This is a genomic window from Moraxella porci DSM 25326 (assembly GCF_002014855.1).
GTDB lineage: Bacteria > Pseudomonadota > Gammaproteobacteria > Pseudomonadales > Moraxellaceae > Moraxella > Moraxella porci.
In genome coordinates this window covers 326,924-351,086 of the sequence record NZ_MUYV01000001.1, presented here as the reverse complement: position 1 = coordinate 351,086, position 24,163 = coordinate 326,924, and the positions used below count along the sequence as shown (strand labels likewise).

At 47.9% G+C, this 24,163-nt stretch carries 19 protein-coding genes and 1 pseudogene; 8 read left to right on the top strand and 12 right to left on the bottom strand.

The genetic code is table 11. The annotated features are described in order from the left end of the window. Positions 1-157: 157 nt before the first annotated feature. Positions 158-829: a monofunctional biosynthetic peptidoglycan transglycosylase gene (gene mtgA / locus B0681_RS01670; protein ID WP_078317001.1), complete on the bottom strand. Its 672-nt coding sequence runs from the start codon at positions 827-829 to the stop codon at positions 158-160. Between the two features lie 78 nt (positions 830-907). Here mtgA and B0681_RS01665 point away from each other — a divergent pair, with 78 nt between their 5' ends. Next, positions 908-1,309, top strand: coding sequence for a hypothetical protein (locus B0681_RS01665; RefSeq protein ID WP_078317000.1), 402 nt, complete (start codon positions 908-910; stop codon positions 1,307-1,309). A gap of 113 nt (positions 1,310-1,422) precedes the next feature. Here B0681_RS01665 and B0681_RS01660 read toward each other — a convergent pair whose 3' ends face one another. Beyond that, entirely contained in the window at positions 1,423-2,415 is a 993-nt protein-coding gene (locus tag B0681_RS01660) for a polyprenyl synthetase family protein (protein WP_078316999.1), read from the bottom strand. 267 nt (positions 2,416-2,682) lie between these two features. Here B0681_RS01660 and B0681_RS01655 point away from each other — a divergent pair, with 267 nt between their 5' ends. Continuing rightward, complete coding sequence (locus B0681_RS01655) at positions 2,683-3,765, top strand: 3-deoxy-7-phosphoheptulonate synthase (protein ID WP_078317219.1); 1,083 nt, start codon at positions 2,683-2,685, stop codon at positions 3,763-3,765. Between the two features lie 144 nt (positions 3,766-3,909). Beyond that, positions 3,910-4,617, top strand: coding sequence for a Smr/MutS family protein (locus B0681_RS01650; protein ID WP_078317218.1), 708 nt, complete (start codon positions 3,910-3,912; stop codon positions 4,615-4,617). A gap of 56 nt (positions 4,618-4,673) precedes the next feature. On the opposite strand, the pseudogene B0681_RS01645 reads toward B0681_RS01650, so the two are convergent. After that, positions 4,674-5,885 (bottom strand): annotated as a pseudogene (locus B0681_RS01645) (ammonium transporter); the annotation flags it as partial. A 111-nt stretch (positions 5,886-5,996) separates the two neighbouring features. Continuing rightward, positions 5,997-6,335 carry a P-II family nitrogen regulator gene (glnK, locus tag B0681_RS01640; RefSeq protein ID WP_078316997.1) on the bottom strand — a complete coding sequence of 113 codons (339 nt, stop codon included), beginning with the start codon at positions 6,333-6,335 and terminating at the stop codon, positions 5,997-5,999. A 294-nt stretch (positions 6,336-6,629) separates the two neighbouring features. Here glnK and lpxB point away from each other — a divergent pair, with 294 nt between their 5' ends. After that, positions 6,630-7,901: a lipid-A-disaccharide synthase gene (gene lpxB, locus B0681_RS01635; RefSeq protein ID WP_078316996.1), complete on the top strand. Its 1,272-nt coding sequence runs from the start codon at positions 6,630-6,632 to the stop codon at positions 7,899-7,901. Continuing rightward, positions 7,888-8,622, top strand: a complete 735-nt coding sequence (locus tag B0681_RS01630) for a ribonuclease HII (RefSeq protein ID WP_228143825.1) — start codon at positions 7,888-7,890, stop codon at positions 8,620-8,622. Before lpxB ends, B0681_RS01630 begins: the two co-directional genes overlap by 14 nt. 47 nt (positions 8,623-8,669) lie before the next feature. Here B0681_RS01630 and der read toward each other — a convergent pair whose 3' ends face one another. The 8 genes from der to prmB all read right to left on the bottom strand — a co-directional run bounded on the left by der (position 8,670) and on the right by prmB (position 17,943). Then, on the bottom strand, positions 8,670-10,088 hold the full coding sequence (der, locus tag B0681_RS01625; RefSeq protein ID WP_078316995.1) for a ribosome biogenesis GTPase Der: 1,419 nt from the start codon (positions 10,086-10,088) through the stop codon (positions 8,670-8,672). Between the two features lie 133 nt (positions 10,089-10,221). Beyond that, positions 10,222-11,397: an outer membrane protein assembly factor BamB gene (bamB, locus tag B0681_RS01620; RefSeq protein ID WP_078316994.1), complete on the bottom strand. Its 1,176-nt coding sequence runs from the start codon at positions 11,395-11,397 to the stop codon at positions 10,222-10,224. Between the two features lie 82 nt (positions 11,398-11,479). Next, positions 11,480-12,298: a YfgM family protein gene (locus tag B0681_RS01615; protein WP_078316993.1), complete on the bottom strand. Its 819-nt coding sequence runs from the start codon at positions 12,296-12,298 to the stop codon at positions 11,480-11,482. A gap of 60 nt (positions 12,299-12,358) precedes the next feature. Further along, the gene (hisS, locus tag B0681_RS01610) at positions 12,359-13,615 is read right to left on the bottom strand and encodes a histidine--tRNA ligase (RefSeq protein ID WP_078316992.1); all 1,257 of its coding nucleotides are present in this window, start codon (positions 13,613-13,615) and stop codon (positions 12,359-12,361) included. A 30-nt stretch (positions 13,616-13,645) separates the two neighbouring features. Then, entirely contained in the window at positions 13,646-14,764 is a 1,119-nt protein-coding gene (ispG, locus tag B0681_RS01605; protein WP_078316991.1) for a flavodoxin-dependent (E)-4-hydroxy-3-methylbut-2-enyl-diphosphate synthase, read from the bottom strand. Between the two features lie 33 nt (positions 14,765-14,797). After that, entirely contained in the window at positions 14,798-15,400 is a 603-nt protein-coding gene (locus B0681_RS01600; protein WP_143821211.1) for a hypothetical protein, read from the bottom strand. 109 nt (positions 15,401-15,509) lie between these two features. After that, the gene (rlmN, locus tag B0681_RS01595; protein WP_078316989.1) at positions 15,510-16,691 is read right to left on the bottom strand and encodes a 23S rRNA (adenine(2503)-C(2))-methyltransferase RlmN; all 1,182 of its coding nucleotides are present in this window, start codon (positions 16,689-16,691) and stop codon (positions 15,510-15,512) included. A gap of 139 nt (positions 16,692-16,830) precedes the next feature. Continuing rightward, positions 16,831-17,943: a 50S ribosomal protein L3 N(5)-glutamine methyltransferase gene (gene prmB, locus B0681_RS01590; protein WP_078316988.1), complete on the bottom strand. Its 1,113-nt coding sequence runs from the start codon at positions 17,941-17,943 to the stop codon at positions 16,831-16,833. A gap of 301 nt (positions 17,944-18,244) precedes the next feature. Between prmB and B0681_RS01585 the strand changes: the two genes are divergently transcribed. The 3 genes from B0681_RS01585 (at position 18,245) to B0681_RS01575 (ending at position 24,156) form a co-directional block, all read left to right on the top strand. Continuing rightward, positions 18,245-19,387 (top strand): cupin domain-containing protein, encoded by a 1,143-nt coding sequence (locus tag B0681_RS01585; RefSeq protein WP_078316987.1) that lies wholly within the window; start codon positions 18,245-18,247, stop codon positions 19,385-19,387. Positions 19,388-19,555: 168 nt separating this feature from the next. Next, on the top strand, positions 19,556-23,284 hold the full coding sequence (gene dnaE, locus B0681_RS01580) for a DNA polymerase III subunit alpha (protein ID WP_078316986.1): 3,729 nt from the start codon (positions 19,556-19,558) through the stop codon (positions 23,282-23,284). Further along, positions 23,281-24,156: an RNA methyltransferase gene (locus B0681_RS01575; protein ID WP_078316985.1), complete on the top strand. Its 876-nt coding sequence runs from the start codon at positions 23,281-23,283 to the stop codon at positions 24,154-24,156. Before dnaE ends, B0681_RS01575 begins: the two co-directional genes overlap by 4 nt. The last annotated feature ends 7 nt before the right edge of the window (positions 24,157-24,163 follow it).

The window sequence follows — 24,163 nt, the reverse complement described above, 5'->3', positions numbered from 1 at the left end:
AATCAAAGCGATGCTCAAGCTGAGCGGTCGTCGCTGCAGGTGATGTTTGGTTGGTGTAATTGGTTTGATCGGTCGTCTATTCATAAGCTCAGTTTACAAAAATTTGCCAGTAGATTCAATGAATCTTTGATGACAAATTTGATCAATCAGCACATCATCACGGTATCGCTGCTGTATTCATGCGCCGCAAAATGATGCGCTGCTTATTGCGCAGGCGCTTGGCGTTCATATTTTTGCCGTAGTATTTAGGATTGGGCAGCATACTGATCAACAGCGCCGCTTGCTCGCGGTTGAGCTTAGCAGCAGAACGGTTAAAATAATGCTGCGCCGCCGCCTCGATGCCATAAATCCCCTCGCCAAATTCAGCAACATTCAAATACACCTCCAAAATGCGCTGCTTGGTCCACATCGACTCCATCATCACCGTGATGATGGCTTCCTCGCCCTTGCGCAGATAAGATCGGTGTGAGGTCAAAAACAGATTTTTGGCCAGCTGCTGACTGATGGTCGAGCCACCTGCTGAGATTGCGCCTTCAGCTTCATTGGCTGCGATCGCTGCTTGAATGCTATCAAAATCAAAGCCGTGATGGCTGACGAATTTGGCATCTTCGCTGACGATGGCGGCTTGCTTGGCTGACTTGGCAATGCGATCATAATCCACCCACGACTGAGTGACATCTCCTCCAGACAAGCGATGCCAAAGCATGAATGCTGAATTTTCGACAGGCGTATTTCCCCATAAGACCAAAAAGCCTGCCACCATCAAATGAAAGCTCAAAAACAGCACCAATAAGGGTGCAATTATCCATTTAAAAATCCAGCGAAACACGCTACAATACCTTTATATACCAACAAACAGTTGTCTATCATAACTCATCCAAACCGCCTTGTATAGTGATTGTATCGCATGTCGCCATATCTTACCAGCCAGCCACTAAGTTTTGATGCCATCGCTTTATTAACCGAACTTGGCCATGATCGGTATGTACTAAGGCATATGGAGACTACCGAATTTTCGGTGCTGCGCCATCAGATTTTGGCTGCACTACAAAGCAGTGATGAGCAAGCTTGGTATCTGCTTGGTACTGACGGCTGTCATCTGTGCCATGAGGCGCAGTCGATCATTCATACTGCATTGAGTGTCTGCGCCCAGATGCCCACAGTCTGCGCGTTGGATCTGGCGGATGCTGCCGATGAGCGCTTGGTGGATCTGCTTGGCAGACACATTCCCATCTTGATGACTGACAGCCAGCTGCTGTGCTATCCTTTTGGCTTGATGGACATCATCCCTCTGGCATCGAGCGTTTAAAAAAAATCCGCCCCTAAGGACGGATGAATTATACTGTGGTAAATTTGGTGATTTGGCACATTGAACCATTCGGCAAATCACTCAACCAAATCACCTCTATTTACCACTTAAAATCACACCAAACGACTGCTGGCAAGCTCGGTCAGCTGATATAGGCCGTCACGGTAGCGGTTATTTGGTAGGCTAGACAGTGCCTCTTGGGCAAGCTTGGTTTCTTCGAGCGCTCGAGCCTTACAATAATCCAACGCACCTGAAGCTTGCACCAGTGCAATCAGCTCGCCTGCATCAGCCACTTTACCAGTTTGGACAGCGATACGCAGTTTGTCATACTCTGCACTGTTGTTATTTTTTAGGATTTCTAATGTTTTGATGATGGGTAAGGTTGGCTTGCCTTCTGCCAAGTCATCACCCAAATTTTTACCCATCACCGCAGCATCACCGGTGAAATCAAGCACATCATCAATCATCTGAAAGGCATTGCCAAAATGATAAGCAAATGCCCCAAGTGCGTCTAAATACTCATCACGACCTTGCAAAATCGCAGCACCTTTGGTTGCCATCATAAATAGGCGTGAAGTTTTGCCATCGATGATTTGTAGATAGTCCGCTTCCACCGTCTCAGGATTGTGCTGATGCTGTAGCTGCAATACTTCACCTTCGGCAATATCACAAGTGCCATCACTAAATAGCTTAAGCAGTGGTAGATTATTAAAACCTACTAATAAATTAAATGAGCGAGCAATCAGATAATCCCCCACCAAGACCGCTGTGGCATTATCCCAAGTTGCATTGGCAGTTGGGCGACCACGACGCAATCCTGAAGCATCGATGACATCATCATGCACCAGCGTCGCCGTATGTAGCATCTCGGTAATCGCCGCCAGTTGCATCGCCTGTTCGCTCTGCACATCATCCAGCATTCGTGCGGTCAAGAGCGTAATCAGTGGACGCATTCGCTTGCCGCCTGCATCGATGACATGCTTTGAGACACTCATCACCAATTGTACTTTTGAATTAAGACTACCAAAAACCTGCTTATCCATGATCGCAAAGTCGTCAGCGACGATGGCTTGAATGTCTGCATAAGTGGGAATAGAAGCTGTCATAAATGCACGCCAAAAATTAAAATAATCCGCCTATCATACCACAACCCGACTACTTACTCAAAAATCTTGCAGGAAGTTTTTGGCAAATTTCACAGAATTGTTCAAAAATTAATCAGTTGGTTTGCTTAGAAAAATTTTTCATAACTAATTGTTATATTTTCATACATAATTTCGCCTGTTAACACTTGTAATACAAGCCAACTACAGGCATAATGTTAGCTTTGAATAATCGTGGCATTACGCCCATCACTGACGGATAAGCCAATCATGAGCCAAACTACCACACAACATACAGAAATCGACGACGTGAACATCGAAAAAATCATTCCGCTGATCACCCCTAGCAGCCTAAAAACCGAATTACCACTATCTGATACCGCCTATCAAACCGTACTAAATGGCCGTAAAGTCGTGCAAAACATCCTAGATGGCATCGATAAGCGTATCTTGGTCGTGGTCGGCCCTTGCTCGATTCACGATCCCGTCGCAGCACATGAGTATGCTGATAAATTAAAAGTACTTGCCGAAGAGCTAAAAGATGAGCTATTCATCGTGATGCGTGTCTATTTTGAAAAACCACGCACCACCACTGGCTGGAAAGGTCTGATTAACGATCCAGATATGAACGACAGCTTCGATATCGAAAAAGGTCTGCACATCGCTCGTAAACTACTGCTTGAGCTGAACGAAAAAGGCCTGCCTTGTGCCACCGAAGCACTCGATCCAAACACGCCACAATATATGCAAGATCTGATCAGCTGGTCAGCCATCGGCGCTCGCACCACTGAGAGCCAAACGCACCGTGAGATGAGCTCTGGTCTATCTTGCCCAGTTGGTTTCAAAAATGGTACCGACGGCAGCATGACAGTTGCAGTCAATGCCATGCAAGCGGTGCAGTCAGGTCATAGCTTCCTAGGTCTATCAAGCGATGGTCAAGTCGCCATCATCAAATCAAAAGGCAACAAGTACGCCCATGTCGTATTGCGTGGCGGTAATGATAAACCAAACTATGACGAAACTGCCGTCGCTGCAGCGGAAAATGAACTTGCCAAAGGCAAAACCAATGGCAAAATCATGATCGATGCCAGCCACGCCAACAGTGGCAAAGATCCTTATCTACAGCCCATGGTCATCAATAATGTCGCTGGTCAAATCGCCAAAGGCAACAAATCTATCATGGGTCTGATGATCGAAAGCCACCTAAAAGGCGGTCGTCAAAATATCCCTGCCGACCTATCACAGCTAGAATATGGCAAATCTGTCACTGATGGCTGCCTAGATTGGGAAGCGACCGTTGAGACACTGCGTAGCTTCGCCAAAGAAGTCAAAGAACATCTGCCAAACCGCTAATTTGGATTGATAAGTTTCAATCCATATCATAGCAGATAAACTGCAAAACCGTCATTCGTGGCGGTTTTTGCGTTATCATTGATGCCCTTCTTGCGTTATAATACGCCGATTAAATTTCAATCCATTGAATCAACCGAGCACACCATGAGCAATCCAAGTTTTAAAGATTTATTATCCAAAGAATTTCGTGATAATCTAAAAAATCTTGCCAAGCCATCCACCAAGCCTGAGAACGATACGGGCAAACCCATCGATCCTGTGAGTCTGATGAACGCCAAACAAGTCGCTGGCGAAGTCAAACGCTATAATCATGATGCCATTGATGAAGACAAAGTGCTGTTTATGCAAGCCATGAGTGGCGTCGCCCCGCTCAAAACCGATGCCGTCATCAGCCATCGCCCGACCAAGGCAGATGAGAATGCCTTACGCCGTCGTGCTGCTGCCGAAGGTGGTGAAGAGCTACTTGGCGCCAATTTATCCGATATGCAAGCCCTGCTCAATCCTGTGGCAGGTGAAGCCTATTTGTCGTACAAAAATCCAACGCTTCAGAACAAGATTTTTGAGCAATTAAAACAAGGCAAACTACGCTGGTATGATGCTGTTGATCTGCATGGCTCAAGTATCGAAGATGCTCGCACTGCCGTGCAAACCATCATCGCCAATGCCCTATCAAATGGCGAAACTGTCGTAAAAATCGTCCATGGTAAAGGCAAAGATGCCATCATCAAAACCTGTGTCAATGGCTGGTTACGCCAAATCAGCGATGTGATGGCTTTTGTCTCTGCTCCTGCCAATGATGGTGGCAACGGTGCGGTGCTTGTACTACTTAAGAAAAATAAACCCGTCAAATAATCGAATAAACAAAACCCCAAAAGCGATCCACTTTTGGGGTTTTGTATTAACTCACATCAATCCGCAATCTTCTCACCATGGATTGCTAGGTCTAGACCTTGATATTCATCTTCGGCATCAACACGCAGACCAATGGTGTATTTGATCGCAAGACCAATGATGGCAGTCATCACAGCACTATAAGCGATGGTAGCCAGTACGCCTTCGATTTGTAGCCATAGCTGAGTTGCCATATCGACATTTGCCGCATCTGGATAAATCTCAGTGCTGACAAATACCCCAGTCAAGACCGCACCCACGATACCACCAACGCCATGCAGACCGAACGCATCTAGGCTGTCATCGATACCCAAGCGGCGCTTGCCGTACTGAATCATCAAGAAACACGCCACCGCAGTCAACACACCAATCGCAAGTGCACCTGACACATCCACAAAGCCTGCCGCTGGTGTGATACCCACAAGACCTGCGATCGCACCTGATGCACCGCCGAGTGCTGATGCTTTGCCACGAGCGAAGTATTCGCACACCATCCACGCAATCGCACCAATTGCCGCTGCCACTTGTGAGACCACCAATGCCATCGCTGCACTGCCATTAGCACCCAGTGCCGAGCCACCATTGAAACCGAACCAGCCTACCCATACAAGACCAGCACCGATCAATGTCAAGGATAAGTTTGCAGGGGCAAGATTGCCTTTGCCATAGTCTTTACGCTTACCAAGCAATGCCGCCAATACAAGACCTGCCACACCTGCGTTGATATGCACCACCGTACCACCAGCAAAATCAAGCGCATCACCAGTCAGCCAACCGCCACCCCATACCCAGTGGCAAATCGGCGCATATACAAGCAATACCCAAGCTGCTGAGAACCACATAAAAGCACCAAATTTGATACGCTCAGCCAATGAACCTGCCAAAATCGCCACGGTAATCACCGCAAAGGTCAATTGGAAAATCACAAACAAAATCACAGGGATCGTGCCACTGACATCATCAAGCCCAACGCCTGCAAGCATCGCATTGGCAAAGCCGCCGACAAAAGCATTCATGCTACCTTCTGAGAATGCCAATGAATACCCGAGCACCACCCACAGCACCGACACCACCGCTGTCGCACCATAGCTGTGCATCATGGTCGATAGAATATTTTTCTTACGCACCATCCCTGCATAAAACAGTGCAAGCCCCGGCAAAGTCATCATCAGCACCAACGCTGTCGATACCAGCACCCAAGCGGTATCACCAGTATCCAAGACATCTTCGGCAAATGCCACATTTGACATTCCAAGCAGTCCAAGCCCCATCAAGGCCGATTGCCACTTTCTTAACGCTTTCATTTGCTACCCCTTTTGCATTTGATTTGTTATCCGAATTTATAACGCTGCTTCATCCATCTCACCAGTGCGGATGCGAATCACTCGCTCCAATGGTGTGACAAAAATCTTACCATCGCCGATACGACCTGTATTCGTAGATTGCATAATCACATCGATGACTTGATCAACCATCTCATCAGTTGTCGCGATTTCGATCTTCACCTTCGGCAAAAAATCCACGACATATTCAGCACCACGATACATCTCAGTATGACCTTGCTGGCGACCAAAGCCCTTGACTTCAGTGGCAGTGATGCCCTGTACGCCAATTTCTGATAGACCTTCACGGACTTCATCAAGCTTGAATGGCTTGATGATTGCACTGATTAGCTTCATGACTTTCTCCTTTTGCTTCTTAGTAGCTTTGCAACTTTGTGTAACTTATTTGTTGTTACATAGTATGCAAAAATTTTATTTAAAAGAAAAACGGTTTATTTTTATAAAAAAAGCTTTATTTATCGTTTTTTCTTATGTTTTAATAACTTTATGTATTCAATGTTTTATCTTATGTTTTGATAGGTTTTACTGATATATAATTTTGAGTATTGTCTTGTACAGAAATTTGGGATAAAAATTGCATAAAATAGGCAATCTGCTACAATAACAGCCAGTCTTTTTGAAGGTCTTTTTATGACACAGAGCACACTCCCCATCAAGCCACTCACCATCGGTATCGTCGCAGGCGAAGTCTCAGGCGATGCACTCGGTGCTGATTTTATGCAGCAGATGAACGCCATTCACCCCAATATCCGCTGGGTCGGTGTTGGCGGCGTGCAGATGGCGGCACAAGGACTTCATTCTGTGATTGAACTGTCTCGCCTATCAGTGATGGGACTGGTGGAAGTCGTCAAGCATCTGCCAGACCTTTTGCGTGCCAAAAAAGAGATTTTGACAGCGTTTGATGATGCCAAGATTGATGTGTTTGTCGGGATTGATGCACCTGATTTTAATCTGAGATTGGGTAAAGTACTTAAGCCAAGCGGTGTGTATTGCGTGCAATATGTCAGCCCATCAGTTTGGGCATGGCGTGAAAATCGCATTCATGGCATCAAGGCGGCGACCGATTTGGTACTGTGTCTATTCCCCTTTGAGCTTGGTGTCTATGCCAAGCATCAGCACCCTGCCGTCTGTGTCGGTCATCCACTACTTGCCAAGCTATCCGCTGACACAAGAAGTCTAAGCGATAAACGCACTGAGCTGATGACTGCACTGCCACAGTATCCCTATTTAGCACGGCTACTAGCCGCCAAACAAGTGATTTGCCTAATGGCAGGCTCTCGCACTTCAGAGATTGACGCCATCTTACCGTTATTGATTGACAGTGCCAAATTATTGGCAAATCAGCAGGCAAATTGCCAATTTATCTTACCTGTGGTCAGCCAAGCACACAGCGAGTTGGTACAAGCATACTGCCAAACCCACGCCAGTGAACTGGTCGATAGTATTCATATTGTGCATAATGATGGTCAATTTTCGTACACATCAAGCCTAGGACTAAGCCAAGCCTGTATGAATATCAGTGATGTGGTACTACTGGCATCAGGGACTGCAACGCTTGAATGCCTACTGCTTGAGCGTCCAATGGTTGTGGTGTACAAAGTCAGTGCTATCACCTATGCCATCGCCAAACGACTGGTAAAAATCCCCTATGTCAGCTTGCCAAACATCCTATCGCATCAACAAATCGGTCAAGCCATCGTGCCTGAGCTAATCCAAGCTGATGCCACAGCTATGGCGGTCAGCGAACAAGCACAGATGATTTTGGCCGATACCAGCAAGCAAACTGCGTTGCTACACCAAACAGCCATGACGCTGCGAGCCGATAGCCACACCAATCCTGCACAGGCGGTGCTTGATGAATTTTTCAAACATAAGGCAGTCAAGCAATATGACATTGGATGAACTTTGTACCATCAGCACCAAAGCTGATGCCAAGCCAATCACAGGCTCACAGCTTGTCATCGGTGTCGATGAAGTGGGTCGGGGTGCGTTATTTGCCAATATGACGGTATGTGCGGTGATACTGCCTGATGAGCTGACAGGGCTGTTTGGCGAGATTGATTTGAGCACTACGCCGCTGAAGCTACTCAACGACAGCAAAAAATTGACCGAAAAACGCCGTGAAAGCTTATTTGAGCCGATTAAAGAATTGGCACTTGATTATGTCATCGTCGATGTACCACGAACCGTCATTGATGATATCAATATCTCAAAAGCCACCATGCTTGGGATGCGACTTGCAATGACCACCTTGATCGCCAAACATGATCTTGCCGATGATACCCTACTGTTGGTCGATGGGAGTGAGTTCCCGCTATTTGATGATCATTGGGTGCAATTCTACCATCGGCAGACAATGATCAAAGGTGATGCAACCCATACGACCATCGCCTGTGCCAGTATTCTTGCCAAAGTACATCGAGATCGGCAGATGATTGAATATGGCAAGCAGTATCCAGAATATCGGATCGAAGGTCATAAAGGCTATTTGACCGCCGTGCATAAGGCCGCCATCATGACTTATGGCATCTTGCCTGAGCATCGACGTAGTTATCGCCCGATTAGTGAGATGTATCGAGATGGTTTTGTCAATCAGGCCTATTGGGTGGGTGACTACCCATAAATTAAAAAGAGTGGTGCAAGGACCACTCTTTTTAATTTAACACCCAATCAACGCTTTTTCTCAGCTCGCTTAAACTTCTGAATGCGTTTTTTCTCACGCATCAGCTTGGCTTTGTTTTTGACTACTGGATTTTTCTTGCCTTCATATGGGTTGGCATTTTGCTTAAACTCCACATGAAGCGGCGTACCTTCAAGCTTAAATACATTGCGATAGACATTCTCAAGATAACGCTGATAGCTCTTTGGCAAGGCTTGGGTTTGGTTACCATGAATGACAATTACCGGTGGATTATGCCCACCAAGGTGCGCATAACGAAGCTTAATGCGGCGACCTGAGACCATCGGTGGTGGATGGTTGGCAACGGCATCTTCTAGGATACGAGTCAGCTGATTGGTTGACACCTTAAACATCGATGCATCATATGCCTTGTGGATGGATGGATACAAATTGCCCACGCCATTACCATACAATGCTGAGATGAGATGAATTTTCACCCATGGGACGAAGTTAAATCGGCGATCAATCTCAATCTTGACGATGTCTTTTTGGTCTTGGGTTAGACCATCCCATTTGTTAATCGCCACGACAATCGCACGCCCTGCATCAAGTGCATAACCAAGCATATGCAAGTCTTGATCGACAATGCCTTCTTTGGCATCAATAACCACGACCACGACATTGGCATCTTTGATGGCTTGAAGAGTTTTGACCACTGAGAATTTTTCGACTTTTTCATCGATACGACCACGGCGACGCACGCCAGCGGTATCAATCAGCACATAATTTCGCCCTTCTCGCTCAAAGGGAATATAAATACTATCTCGAGTGGTACCCGGCATATCAAAGACCACAACACGCTCTTCGCCCAGTAAGCGGTTCACCAGTGTTGATTTACCGACATTTGGGCGGCCGATGATGGCAAGCTTAAGCGCTTTATCATCAAGCTCATCCTCTTCTTCATCTTCGATCATATCAGCTGTCAACGCTTCGAGCAGATTTGTGACGCCCTTGCCATGGCTTGCCGCCATTGGGAATGGCTCACCAAAACCCAGTGCAAAAAATTCTGCCGATGACGCTTCATGTACGCCATCCATCTTGTTCGCCACCAAAAATACTGGCTTACCCAGACTGTGCAAAAAGCGGGCAATCTCACTATCAGCGCCAATCATCCCTGCACGAGCATCAACGACAAACACCACAATATCCGCTTCATGGATGGCGGTATAAGACTGCGTCGCCATGTAGTCATCGATATTGCCCGTGCCATCATCCATCTCACCGATACCGCCAGTATCAACGACGATGAACGATTTATTCTCAAAGTGTGCATCGCCATATTGACGGTCACGGGTCAAGCCTGCCAAATCCGCCACCAAGGCTTGACGGCTTTTGGTTAGCTGATTAAACAAGGTGGATTTGCCGACATTGGGGCGACCAATCAAGGCAACGACAGGTTTGATGCTCATAAACTTCTCTTAATTATCATTGAGTGGCCGTGTTACAATGTGTTTGGCCAAAATCTATTTAACTTTATAAATTTTAAAAACAGCAAAACCTTTGCCATCATGTGACAGCAAAGGAGCGCCTCAGCAGATCAACTTAGAACTGATAAATACTCACAATCCCATCGGTTGACTGTGCATAAAGCCGATTATTAACTACATTTAGGCTGGTTAACTCACCTTTGGTGCTGACGCGGCTGATGATTTGGCCGCTGGCATTTAGCACATGGATTACACCTTGTTGATCACCAACGGCGATGTGCTGGCCAATGGTAACAGGGTTGGTCAGACCGCGATACTTCAGTTCATCATTTTGCCATAGCTGATCACCTGTTAAGCGATCAAAGGCCACCACCTCGCCATCAATACTACTGCCAATCACGGCACTGCCTAGCACAGTCAGTGCATCTGCGCTGGCCAACTCACTGATGAACAATGTGCGACCTGTACTCATGTCAAATCCAGCAAGCTGACCGCTGTAGCTGGCAGCATACAGATGACTACCAGCAACGGTCGGAGCAGCATCGACATCGCGCAGTTTACTGATCTCACCCACGCCACTGGCCAGACCGACACGGCGCACCCACTGCGGCGCACCTGTGATGCTGTCAATGGCATGAATGCGGCCATCAGAAGCACCAACCAATACCGTACGCGCATCAATTTGCAAAGGCTTGGCCATGCCGCGTACGCTGGTATTCGGTGCCTGAGTATGATATTGCCAAATGCTGTTACCTGTGGCGATATCCAAGCCGATGGCTGCACCACCATTGGTTGTGACGATCACGCGATCACTCATGACCAATGCAGGTGCAAGGCTGCTTGCGGACAAATCTGCTGCCCAGCGCTGTGTGCCAGTTTGTGCATCGATGGCGATGATCTTGCCTGAGCGTGTGCCGACGACAGCAGCACTGCCAGCAGCATCAATACCAACAGCACTGGTGATGGCATCACCCACATTCAGCTGCCATGCTGTCGCGCCATTGATCACAGCACTGACCACACCGCCGCGACTGGCAGCGATAAAGCCATTGGCGACTGGTGCGACCTGCAAGTCAATGACATCTTTTGCCTTGGCGCGACTGCGACCCAAAGTGGATTTACCTGTATCCAAACGCACGCTCGCCACCTGGTTTAATACTGAAACTGGTGCTTGGATACTCGTCAGTTTAGCAGGTTTACGCTCGGTGGGCTTGATACTTTTGGTGCCACAACCGACCATCGCCACTGCCAAAGCCACGACCAATGCTGTTTTCATATAGCGCTGATACATAAGATGTCCTTAATTTATAAATACTGATTAAAACTGGTGATGCCGATGGTCATCATCGCTCATTATAAAATGTCGTTACTAATCACGGATTGCCGCTTTGTGTAGTTTGGGTGTCAGCAGGCTCTGACACTTGTTCAACCACGGTTGCCTCTGCAGTCGCCACAGCATTATTATTGGCAGGATCATTCGCCACAACCATCGGCACTTCAATCGGTTCAACGGTCACGCCCAAGGATTGTAGTTTTAAAGCCAATACCGCGCGATTTTCTTGGCGTTCACGCAGTACACCCCAAGCAGCCAAATAGGCTTTTTTGGCATTTTCACTGTCATTTTTGGCAAGATACACATCACCCAACAGCTCTTGGCGTGATGGCTCAAACGCCTCTGGCATACTCTCATTTGCCACCGCAAGCGCGCCATCGATGTCATTATTCGCAAGCATTGCGCGCGCATAGCGAATCTTAGTCATGGCAAGTAGGCCTTCATCATCAAGATTAATCGCAGCTGCTTGATTGAGCGTCGTGACCGCACCTGCCAAGTCGTCATTATCCGTCTGATGGCGCGCCTTGATCATCAGCGCCTGCCATGCATAGACAGTGTCACCATGTTCCGCGACCAGTGCATCGATGTCTGTCAGCAGTTTTGCTTCTTCATCAGCCAGTTGCTTTTGGGCAGCATCATCCAGTGATGGATTATTGGCAGATAGTAGCAGCTGCTCATCACGGGTCGAGATGCTGGTATAGGCATCCGCTGCGACGGTGTCGATCTTGGCGTAATTTTTTTGGTAATATTGCCAACCAAAAAACACCGCCAACACCACTAGCACAGCGTAGATGATCTTCTCGCCATGCTGCTTTAATGCATTCAGTGACGAGTCTGCCTTATTTGAATTTTCTGTCATTGTTATACTCTAAAGTTAATATCAAGCCATTATAGCATATCGCAGTGACACTGTCGCTAATTATCCAAAATAATAGCCATTCGGCTGTCTATGCTGCTCTCCTGTTGCCATCTTCTTGACGGTGATTTCACCTGCGCCCACTTCATCTTCGGCGATGATGACGGTGTGCGCCGCACCTGATTTGTCTGCTTTTTTCATCTGCGCTTTTAGGCTTGTAGCGCTTGCCATCTTGACACGCAAGGCAGGCTGTGCTGCTCGTAGCGCATTGGCATATTGCACCCCGTGGATAAAATAATCAGGATGTGCGATCACAAAGACATCGCAGTCGCTTTGCGGTGCAAATGGATTCACCGCATCAATCAGTAGCAACAAGCGCTCAAGCCCCATCGCAAAGCCCACCGCAGGCTCTGACTGCTCAGGCTTACCCTTAATCACACCAATCAAGCCATCATAACGACCACCGCCACAGACAGTGGCTTGTGAGCCAAGCTTATCCGTCACCCATTCAAAGACGGTCTTGTTATAATAATCCAAACCACGCACCAGCTTCTCATTAATCTCAAAGCCAATGCCAAGCGCTGTCAGATATGCTTGCACCTGCTCAAAGTGCGCCTTGCTATCTTCACCCAAAAACTCGCCCAGCTTTGGAGCATTTTGCAAAATTGCTTGAGTTTTGTCATCTTTTGAATCCAGGATACGCAGCGGATTGGTGCCAAGACGACGCTGTGAATCTTCATCCAGACTGTCTTTGTGTGCTGTCAGATACTCAACCAATGCCGCCTTATACGCCATACGCTCATCGGCTTCGCCCAAGGTATTTAGTTGCAAAGTCACTTCATGGTCGATGCCTAGCACCTGCCACATACGATGCGTCATCGCAATCAGCTCGGCATCAGCATCAGGCAGCTCACTGCCAAAGCACTCCACGCCCAGCTGATGAAACTGACGATAGCGGCCTTTTTGTGGGCGCTCGTAGCGAAACATTGGGCCGATGTACCATAATTTTGGCGTATCGCCACGAGTCAGATTATGCTCAACCACGGCACGCACCGCACCTGCCGTCCCTTCAGGGCGTAGCGTCAGCGGGGTTGGTGGTTCGCTTTTATCAAAAAAACTGTACATCTCTTTTTCAACGATGTCGGTCGCCTCACCCACACCGCGAGCAAATAGCTGGGTTTCTTCGACGATTGGCAGGCGAATTTGGCTAAAGCCATAGCTGTCTAGCACACCGATTAATTTGGCTTCTAGGCGACGCCAATTTGGGCTATCGCTTGGCAAGACATCATTAAAGCCTTTGATGGCGGTAATTTTACTCATTAGTAACCCTTCTTATTTTAAATATTTTAATCAGCCTTGTACACGCAAAATCTCATTGGCGCGCGCTTCTTGGATTTCTTTGACTTGTGCTCGTACCATTGCTTCGATTTCATCGACTAGCTTGGTCGTGTCAATCAAATGACTCTTGGCGCCATTACGATACACCAGGCTATTTGGGCTAGCACCGACGACGCCGATGGTCGCTTCTTTGGCTTCACCCGGCCCATTCACTTTACAGCCAATCACCGATAAATCCAGCGGCTCACGCACATCTTCTAGGCGTGCCTCAAGCTCATTCATCACACGGATGACATCAAACTCTTGACGGCTGCAGCTAGGGCACGCAATGAAATTCACGCCATTTGAGCGAATGCCAAGTGATTTTAGGATATCAAAGCCAATCTTAATCTCTTCTTCAGGCTCAGCAGCAAGCGAAATACGCATGGTATCGCCAATGCCATCCAAGAGTAGACCGCCCAATGCAATCGCCGATTTGACCGTGCCTGTACGGTACACGCCTGCCTCAGTCACCCCCAGATGCAGCGGATTATCAATCTGCGCTGAAATCAGACGATAGGCATCCAGTGTCAAAAACACATTGGATGCTTTGACCGAGATTTTATAATTTTGAAAATCCAATTTTTCTAAAATATCAATATGACGAAGTGCTGATTCAAGCATCGCTTCGCCTGTCGGTTCGCCGTATTTTTTTTGTAAATCTTTTTCAAGCGAGCCTGCATTCACCCCAATGCGAATCGGCACATTATGATGGCGAGCAGCCGCCACTACTTCACGCACTTTGGCGTCATTGCCGATATTACCTGGGTTGATACGCAGGCAGTCAGCGCCAGCATCCGCCACCGCCAAAGCAATCTTATAATCAAAATGAATATCAGCGATCAAAGGCACGCTGACTTGCTTTTTGATGTCAGCAAAGGCCGCCACACTCTCCATCGTCGGCGTGGATACACGCATCAAATCAGCACCAGCATCAACACATCGCTGAATCTGTGCCACCGTCGCCGCCACATCGCAGGTGTTGGTATTGGTCATACTCTGTACGCTGATCGGTGCATCACCACCGATGGCGACATTGCCGACGTGGATTTTTTTGGTTGGACGGCGTTTGATTGGATTATGTGCTGACATAGTTGTTCACGCTTTTTAGTTTTGTTAATGAATTTAATGGCTTTGATGCGTACTTAGCCAATAAGCACTGAGCGTCTGGTGCATCTGATCACCAAGCTGACTGCCTGCACTAATGGCGCGGTCAATGGCCAAAACGGCAGCCTGATAATGAGCATCTGTGGGCAGCATACGCACTTGCTCGACCTTAAGATAAGCCAAATTCTCCAAGGCAATCACCCGATCCGCATAGCCGATATGCTCACCTGCGATGCCAAAATGCTCAATCGCTGCCTGATACTCTTTTTGGGCGGTCAAAAACATCGCATATTGGTGATGCAGCGCCATATCCGTACCATCCATTGCCAGTGCTTTTTGGTATAGCTGGCGTGCTTTTTCAAGATTGGCAACACTGCCATCACTTTGGTACACGCGTGCCATCACACCGATGGCTTTTGCATGGTTGGGATCTGCATCCAGTGCCATCTGAGTCTGCTGCATCGCCAGATCCAGCTGCCCTGCTTGTAGATATTGTAGCGCAATCTCGGTGCGAATGCGCGCCAAATCCTGCTTAGCTGCGGATACTGGCGGCATACTTTGGCAGGCAGCCAAGAGTGGCAGCATCACCATCATCTTAGCACGGTGCATCACCAACCTCATTGTAAAACCCCAAAACACTGACCGCCACCAAAACACAAGCCATCTTTAAAGCCAACCAATGCCACCAAAGCGCACGGCTGTATGACGCCACGGATCAATCCCAAGCCAGTCAGGATTGTTGGCGTCTTTCAATACTTTCTTGCCATTTTTTGGCTCGGCGTGTGCGATCCGCCACTTGTCCGACCAACTGCCCACACGCTGCATCAATATCATCACCCCGCGTCTGACGAATGGTACAGACAAAGCCTGCGTTATTAAGAATATTGCTAAACGCATGGATGCGGTTATTGCTTGAGCGGTCATACGGTGCGTGCGGAAATGGATTAAACGGAATCAGATTAATCTTACTTGGCAAATCTTTGAGCAACGCCACCAGCTGTCTTGCATGCTCATCACTGTCATTCACGCCTGCGAGCATCACATATTCGATGGTAACATGTTTTTTGTGGCGGGGATTTTCATCATAGACATAAGCTTTGGCGGCGGCGATGAGTTCAGACAGTGGATATTTTTTGTTAATCGGCACCAGTTCATTGCGCAGCTCATCATTGGGTGCGTGCAGACTGATGGCAAGCGCCACATCGATGTCTTTGGCAAGATCATACATCTTCGGCACGACGCCCGATGTTGAGAGCGTCACACGACGCTTGGATAAGCCAAACGCATGATCATCAAGCATCAACGACATCGATGCCACCACAGGCTCGTAGTTGAGTAGCGGTTCACCCATACCCATCATGACGACATTGGTCACACGGTTCTCACGCTCGGTCGGGGCGACATCTTCCATGTAGGACTGGTTGGCGACCCATAGCTGACCAATGATTTCACTCGGTGTCAAATCACGCTCAAATCCTTGTTTACCTGTACTACAAAATGAGCAGTCCAAAGCACAGCCAACTTGGCTTGAGATACATAAAGTCTTGCGCCCAAATTGCTTGTTATCATCGGCTGGAATCAGTACTGTCTCAACCAGCGAACCGCCAGCAACCTCAAACACCCACTTACGCGTGCCATCTTGGCTAAATTCCTTATATTTCACCGTCGGTGGTGTAACGCAAGCTGTGTCATGCAGACGCTGTTGCAGTTTTTTTGAGATATTGGTCATCTCAAAAAAATCAGTCACGCCAAATTGATAAATCCACTTCATCACCTGCGTCGCTCGAAATGGCTTTTCGCCAATACTGACAAAAAAAGCGGCAAGCTCATCTTTTGACATACCCAAAAGATTGATTTTAGCTTGAGTGACGCTATTGACATCAGGTGTATGAATGACAGGAATTTTGTTCACAAAGTTTCTTCTATATCAACAATTAAACGCAATATTATACCCAAAATTTTTGTCAAAGTCATGCGCTGCACCACATCGGCACAGCCAGACATCATTGTGGGTTTTGTTAAGGCTTAAGCGATCAATGCATTGATCATCATCACGCCATGGCTTTGACGCGTGCAACTTGACGCGCGAAATCCTCACGATATTCAAGCAGCTCTTCGCAGGTGATGGCAAACACACCGCTGCCGCCTTTTTCAAAGGTCAGCCAATCAAACTGAATCTCAGGATACGCTTGGCGCAGCGCCCATTCGCTATCACCGACCTCACAAACCAAAAGACCATCGCGTGTCAGATAATCTGGCGCATCGTGCAGGATTTGATGCACCAGATCCAAGCCGTCTTGACCTGCTGCCAGCGCATGCTCAGGTTCGTGCAAAAACTCAGGTGGCAACTCTGCCATGATCGCAGCATCAACATATGGCGGATTGGTGACGATCAGCTCATATTGATTCTCAGCAGGCAATTTGGTAAACAAGTCCGACTCAAGCAAATTCACCTGATGCTCAAGCTCATGATGCTCAACATTCGTCCATGCCACTTCAAGCGCATCTTTATCAATGTCGGTAGCATCGACATTGGCATCAGGAAATGCCTTAGCCAGTGCGATGGCGATACAGCCTGACCCTGTACATAAATCCAAAATGCGTTCAGGTGCGGCCAGTTGCGACTCTTCCAAGCCATGATGAAAAAACTTCGACTTACGCACATCATCGACATCAAAATACGGATAGAATTTTTGTTGGATCAACTCAGCGATCGGTGAGCGTGGGATCAAAACGCGCTCATCAACATAAAATGGCAAATTGCAGAAATACGCCAGATTAATCAAATAACTCAAAGGCTTACGCTGAATGATACGCTCGGATAATAGCGTTAAGACTTGTTGTTTTTCGCTTGGGGTGAGTTTACATTCTAAAATCTGTTCATCAGCCGACCACTCAAGCGACAGCGAATGCAGCACAATGGCCGCTGCTTCAGCAAATTCATCGGTCGTGCCTTGCGCCACCACCACATCATATTGGCGCAGCTTGGTCACCACAAAGCGGATAAAATCGCGAATCGTCACCAAGGCTTGTTCGGCCTCACCAAGCTCTGCATACAAAGCAGCGATGTCCGCTTGGGTCAGCTCGCCATTTTCACTGGGTGTGTATTCAAATTCATGGTCTGCTAAGTCGTCATGATTTGCAATTTCATTAAATTGTGACATAAATTACCTTAAATGATGAAAGTCAGCCGTCGCATCACTGTAGATTTGATGGCAAATTTTGGCGTTTTGATGGCCGCTTTATGGAGTCAAATGACTTTATTATAATGAAATTTATCAATAAAAGCACGAATTTTCCAAGCAATTGGTCAGTAGATGCTCAATAAACACGGATTGAAAGTGAATTTTGGCCAATTTGGTGAAGTTTGGTGGAATGCGTTTGGCTTTAAGCCGAAAAATTGTTACACTATGCGCATTGACCCAAGCTAAGTTTTTGGATTAGACCAGATTTAGAGATTAAATGATGAAACATAGTGACTTTTGTTTGCCTGATGGCATGAGCGCCGAGACTTTTTTGGCTGACTATTGGCAAAAAAAACCGCTTTTGATCAAAGGCGGCCTGCCTGCTTTGGTGGGTATGTTTGAGCCAGAAGATGTGCTTGGCCTTGCGCTCGAAGATGGCGTATCAGCGCGTCTGATTAGCCAAGATGATGCCAATCCCGATCAATGGTCGCTTAAACAATCGCCACTGAGCGAAGAAGATATCGATCAAGCACCGACGCTGTGGACGATTTTGGTGCAGAATTTGGAACAGTGGTCGCCTGAGCTTGGTGAGCTGTGGTCGCATTTTGATTTTATTCCAAAATGGCAACAAGACGACATCATGGTGTCGGTCGCGCCCGAAGGCGGTTCGGTGGGCGCGCATTATGATGAATATGATGTGTTTTTGGCGCAAGGATTTGGCGCGCGTCGCTGGATATTGGGAAAGATGTGCGATGCTGACACGCCCTTTGTGCCTGATCAGCCGATTCGCTTGCTGGATGATATGGGACAGATTATTTTTGATGAAGTGCTTGAGGCTGGTGATGTGCTGTATGTGCCACCAGGGCTTAGCCATCATGGTATCGCCCAAAACGACTGCTTGACTTTTTCTTTTGGCTTTCGTCGCCCAAATCTGGTGCAGATCATCGATGAGATCGCCGATGTTGCCACCAACCACAGCGAGCTGTTTCGCGTGTTAACTTTAGCTCAAGGGCGACAAAATGATGCCTTTGAGCTGAGTGATGACAGCATCCAAGCCATGAAAAAAGCCGTCTTAGATCTACTAAATTCCAAAGCAGGCGATGCGCTGTTTGCTGATGCCATCGCTGAGCTGGTCTCCAAGCGACAGTATGAGCTGCTGGCCTTTGAAGATGAGCTGAGCGCAGATGAGCTAAGTGATCGCCTGAGTGATGGCGAGGCTATGATGCTAAATCCTGCCTGCCGCTTCGTGCGCAAAGGAGCTGCATGGTATGTCAATGGCGAGTGTGTCAGCTTTGATGCTGAGGCTTTGGCGCTGTTTGAACGACTGATCGCAGGCGAGGTGATCAGTGATGGTGATGTGGATGACGAGAAGTTACAAACTCTAAGTGGATGGCTCAATGACAACTGGCTGGTGATGGTATGAAAATGCGCGTACTTCGAACGGTGTTGATCATCATGGCTCTGATGCTGATTACGGCGTTGTTATTTTTAAGACATCAAAACAACAGCCAACCGACCAATCCGGTCCCTGTACTTAGCACAGCAGAATCAAGCTGATTTTATTCATTTTCATTTTTTATAAGAACAGATTATGTCATTTGTGCATTTGGGCATTCGCAGCGAATATGCCATCATCGATTCGATCGTTCGCATCAAAGAGCTGGTCAAGGCCGCCGCTAATGACGGTCAGACATCGCTTGCGCTTGCCGACTGGAACAATATGTTCGCTGCAGTCAAATTTTATAAAGCCTGCATCGGTGCTGGCATTAAGCCAATTTTGGGTGCCGAGGTGGTCATCGGCGATACCATCGACAAAGATGCTGCCGATGCGCGTCACAGCGTGATTTTATATGCCATGAACAATCAAGGCTATCAAAATCTGATGCGCTTGATCTCAGATGCCTACACCAACCGTCCGATGAATGACAATGGCTCGGTGCTGTTTGAAACACCTGTTATCACCAAACACGCGCTTAGCCAATACAGCGATGGCTTGATCGCCATTCTCACCCACCGCTCCGAGATCGCGCAGTCTTTATTGGGCAATCACCCAGACAATGCCCTGCCGCTGTTACAAGCATGGCAAGAAGTATTTGGCGATCGCTTATACATCGGCATCCGCCGCGTCAAAACTGGTGATGATCGCTTCAATCAAAATGCCATCATTCAAGCAGCCAAGCTTGGCATCGCCATCGTAGCGCATAACGATGTGCGGTTCATCAACCCAAGCCCGATTGATGCCAATGACAAAAACAACATCGCAAGCACCGACTTTGATGCTCACGAGGCGCGGGTATGTATCGCAAACGGCTATTTGCTTAGCGATGACAAACGGCCACATGACTACACTGAGCTACAGTATTTTAAGAGCCAAGATGAGATGGCAGAGCTATTCGCTGATTTGCCAGAAGCCATCGAAAATACCAATCGCTTGGCGTCTCGCTGCAATGTCACGCTGACGCTTGGCATCAATGTCTTGCCTGATTTTCCGATTCCCGAAGGCGATACGATTGAGACATTTTTTCGTAAGACATCCGCCGATGGTCTGAACAAACGCCTAGATAAGCTCTATCCGATCGATGAGCGCGGTGATGATTGGCCAGAGATCCGTAAGCCTTATGATGAACGACTAGAATACGAGATTGACATCATCCTAAAAATGGGATTCCCAGGGTATTTTCTGATCGTTATGGACTTTATCCGCTGGGCTAAGGCCAATGGCGTCCCTGTCGGTCCAGGTCGTGGCTCGGGTGCAGGCTCGCTCGTTGCTTATGCACTGAACATCACCGACCTTGACCCGCTTCGTTATGATTTGCTGTTTGAGCGATTCTTAAATCCTGAACGCGTGTCGATGCCTGACTTTGATATCGACTTTTGTATCGAAGGTCGTGACCGCGTCATCGACTATGTGGCGCGCACTTATGGTCGCCAAGCGGTGAGCCAGATCATCACCTTTGGTACGATGGCGGCTCGCGCGGTGGTGCGTGATGTGACGCGCGTTCAAGGCAAGCCCTTTGGTCTGGGCGATCGCATCTCAAAGCTGATCCCAAAAACCCCTGGCATTAAGCTTGATGAGGCGATGGAACAAGAGCCACAGCTCAAAGAGTTGCTCACCAATCCTGACGCCCCCGATCATGAGCTGGCGCTTGAGATTTGGGAGATGTCAAAAAAATTAGAAGGCATCACGCGCAATGTCGGTAAACATGCAGGTGGTGTACTGATTGCCCCAAATCGCATCAGTGACTTTAGTGCGGTGTATTGTGACGATGAAGGTCATCCTGTTAGCCAGTTTGATAAAGACGATGTCGAAGCAGTCGGCTTGGTGAAATTTGACTTCTTAGGCCTTAGAAACCTAACCGTCATCCAAGCGGCAGTCGATAACATCAACCAAACGCGCCAAGCACTCGGCCAGCCGCCGATCGATCTTGAGACACTGCCGCTTGATGATGCCGATGTCTATAGCTCAGTACTCCAAGAAGCTAAGACCTCTGCGGTGTTTCAATTAGAAAGCTCAGGGATGAAAAAATACCTAGCGCAGCTTAAGCCATCGAATATCGAAGATGTTATCGCGATGTGCGCCCTGTATCGCCCAGGGCCGCTCGAATCGGGCATGGTGTCGGACTTTATTGACCGTAAACACGGCATCCAAGAAGTCGCTTATCCGCATCCGCAGTTTCAACATGAGCTGTTGCAGCCGCCTTTAGAATCCACCTATGGCGTCATCGTCTATCAAGAGCAAGTGATGCAGATCGCACAGGTCTTAGCAGGTTATACGCTAGGCGGTGCCGACATGCTACGCCGTGCGATGGGTAAGAAAAAACCCGAAGAGATGGCCAAGCAGCGATCATTGTTCGTCGATGGCGCGATCGGTCAAAATATCGATGGCGGTTTGGCGGCGCAGATCTTTGATTTGGTCGAAAAATTCGCAGGCTACGGTTTTAACAAATCGCACTCGGCTGCCTATGGGGTGCTTGCCTATCAGACAGCGTACTTAAAGCACTATTACCCTGCCGAATTTATGGCGGCGGTACTCACCTCTGAGATGGATGATACCGATCAGGTGGTGTTCTTATTATCAGACTGCCGCGATAACTTTGGCCTAAACATCATTCCACCGAGTGTCAATCATAGCCAGTGGAAATTTGTCGTGCGCGACAGCAAAACCATCGTCTATGGCCTAGGCGCGGTCAAAGGCGTGGGCGAAGAAGCAGTCAACAGCATCGTCGCGGCGCGTCGTGACGGGCCATTTAAGGACTTATTTGATTTTTGTAATCGTGTAGACATCAAAAAAGTCGGCAAGCGGTCTTTGGAAGCATTGATTAAGGCAGGCTGCTTTGATGTGCTGGCCGAGACCCTAAAGCCACATTATCTTGGTGAAGATTTTGATCATTCGTATCAGATTCGCCGCGGTCTGTGGCGACAGCTGCCTGAGGCAATGGCTGCCGCCGATCAGAACCGCCAAAATCAGCTCACTGGCACGATGGATCTGTTTGCTGAATTTGATGATACTTTGTTCGTCGCGCCAGAGCTTGAAGAAGTATTTTGGCAACCCCAAGATCGTCTGCGCTACGAGCAGCAGACCATTGGGCTTTATTTGACTGGCCATCCACTCGATGAATATCGCAGTGAGCTGTCTTTATACACCACCGTCGGCAGCATTTTAGATCTCAAAGACACAGGCAAAGGCGGCCATGCTTGGATTGCAGGGCTGATATTTGATGTGGCGTTTTTTGGGGAGCGCATTGTCGTGAAGATCGATGATGGCAAAGGCCGCTTAGAGATCAGCTGCTATTCTGATACCTTTAAGAAATTCAAAGACATTCTCACGCCAGGCAAGAGATTACCCGGCATCAATGAAGAATACGAGCCAGATTTTAATAGCAAAGGCGAACGACAGTTTATGACCATCGCCAATATCGTCATCGCCAAAATCAGCGTTCGCGAAAGTGATGATGGCCGTATCTTTACCCGTCTTTTGCATGTCGAACCCATCGAGCAGGCGCGCATTCGCAGGCTCAAAGAGATTCATCTGAAGCTGCCAAGTCACGACAGCCAGCAGCTTGATGCCATCTTAAGTCTATTAAAAGAAAATCGCCCACCGCCAGCTGCCCTACTCCGCGGCAGCCATATGGGCGCTAACGATGAAGATTATGATGCCCATCAACAAGGTGATCTGTGCGTACCAATCAATCTGTATGTCTATGACGCATGCTGTATCGGACGCGTACTGGTGAATGATCGTCTGCGCATTTATCCAAGCGATGAGAATATCGCCACCCTAAAATCCAGCATCCCTGCTGAAAATCTGGTATTTCGCTGATGAAACAAACGATGACATCTTATCTGCCGCACATCCGCATTGTGATGGTTGAGACTACCTTGCCTGCCAATATCGGCTCGGCAGCTCGTGCGCTACACACCATGGGACTGTCGGATTTGGTGGTGGTCAATCCACGCCTACCGATTGATGACAGCAGTGTTGCCAATGCCGCAGGGGCACAAGAGCTACTGGCTAATACTCGCATCACCGCCACACTTGATGAGGCGCTCAGCGATTGTACACTGATTTTTGCTGCCAGCGCTCGCAGTCGTCAGATGCCACGCCCTGTCGTGACACCTGCCTTTGCTGCTATGATGATGGCACAGCATTTATCAGTGCAAGATACATCAAGCGACCAGTCTGATGATGCAGTCATCACACCACGCATTGCCATTTTATTTGGCCGTGAAAATCACGGGCTTAATAATGATGAGCTTGCCAAGGCGGATTATCATATCCAAATCCCTGCCAACCCTGCGTATCCCGTGCTCAATGTCGCCAGTGCCATTCAGGTCATCGCATCCAATATTTATGCACAGTTTTCACATCCTTGTGATGATATTGCACAGACAAATAGCGTACAAGGTATTTATTCAAATAAACAAACCCAAGGCGCACCACAGATCACCCATCCGCTTGACATCACCATCCGTGGACAATGGGATGAGCCTGCCATCAGCCATGCTCAGGCGATGAGTCTAAACACAGCAATGATTGATTTATTAAAAAAACTCAATCTTGCCCACGATGATGACCTAAAGCACCTACCGCACCGCTTATCACGGCTGTCATCACGACTACAGCTTGACCAAAAAGAATATGCGCTGATACGAGCATTGATTGCCAAAGTAGATAAGCTGGTGGATTCTTAATATTGAT

Bases quoted from the DNA above. Each gene is read 5' to 3' on its own strand.
- lpxB (WP_078316996.1), top strand. From the start codon at position 6,630: ATGACACAGAGCACACTCCCCATCAAGCCACTCACCATCGGTATCGTC.
- ispG (WP_078316991.1), bottom strand. From the start codon at position 14,764: ATGTCAGCACATAATCCAATCAAACGCCGTCCAACCAAAAAAATCCAC.
- hisS (WP_078316992.1), bottom strand. From the start codon at position 13,615: ATGAGTAAAATTACCGCCATCAAAGGCTTTAATGATGTCTTGCCAAGC.
- B0681_RS01650 (WP_078317218.1), top strand. From the start codon at position 3,910: ATGAGCAATCCAAGTTTTAAAGATTTATTATCCAAAGAATTTCGTGAT.
- dnaE (WP_078316986.1), top strand. From the start codon at position 19,556: ATGTCATTTGTGCATTTGGGCATTCGCAGCGAATATGCCATCATCGAT.
- bamB (WP_078316994.1), bottom strand. From the start codon at position 11,397: ATGTATCAGCGCTATATGAAAACAGCATTGGTCGTGGCTTTGGCAGTG.
- B0681_RS01665 (WP_078317000.1), top strand. From the start codon at position 908: ATGTCGCCATATCTTACCAGCCAGCCACTAAGTTTTGATGCCATCGCT.
- B0681_RS01585 (WP_078316987.1), top strand. From the start codon at position 18,245: ATGAAACATAGTGACTTTTGTTTGCCTGATGGCATGAGCGCCGAGACT.
- prmB (WP_078316988.1), bottom strand. From the start codon at position 17,943: ATGTCACAATTTAATGAAATTGCAAATCATGACGACTTAGCAGACCAT.
- B0681_RS01615 (WP_078316993.1), bottom strand. From the start codon at position 12,298: ATGACAGAAAATTCAAATAAGGCAGACTCGTCACTGAATGCATTAAAG.
- glnK (WP_078316997.1), bottom strand. From the start codon at position 6,335: ATGAAGCTAATCAGTGCAATCATCAAGCCATTCAAGCTTGATGAAGTC.
- der (WP_078316995.1), bottom strand. From the start codon at position 10,088: ATGAGCATCAAACCTGTCGTTGCCTTGATTGGTCGCCCCAATGTCGGC.
- B0681_RS01655 (WP_078317219.1), top strand. From the start codon at position 2,683: ATGAGCCAAACTACCACACAACATACAGAAATCGACGACGTGAACATC.
- B0681_RS01600 (WP_143821211.1), bottom strand. From the start codon at position 15,400: ATGAGGTTGGTGATGCACCGTGCTAAGATGATGGTGATGCTGCCACTC.
- B0681_RS01630 (WP_228143825.1), top strand. From the start codon at position 7,888: ATGACATTGGATGAACTTTGTACCATCAGCACCAAAGCTGATGCCAAG.
- B0681_RS01660 (WP_078316999.1), bottom strand. From the start codon at position 2,415: ATGACAGCTTCTATTCCCACTTATGCAGACATTCAAGCCATCGTCGCT.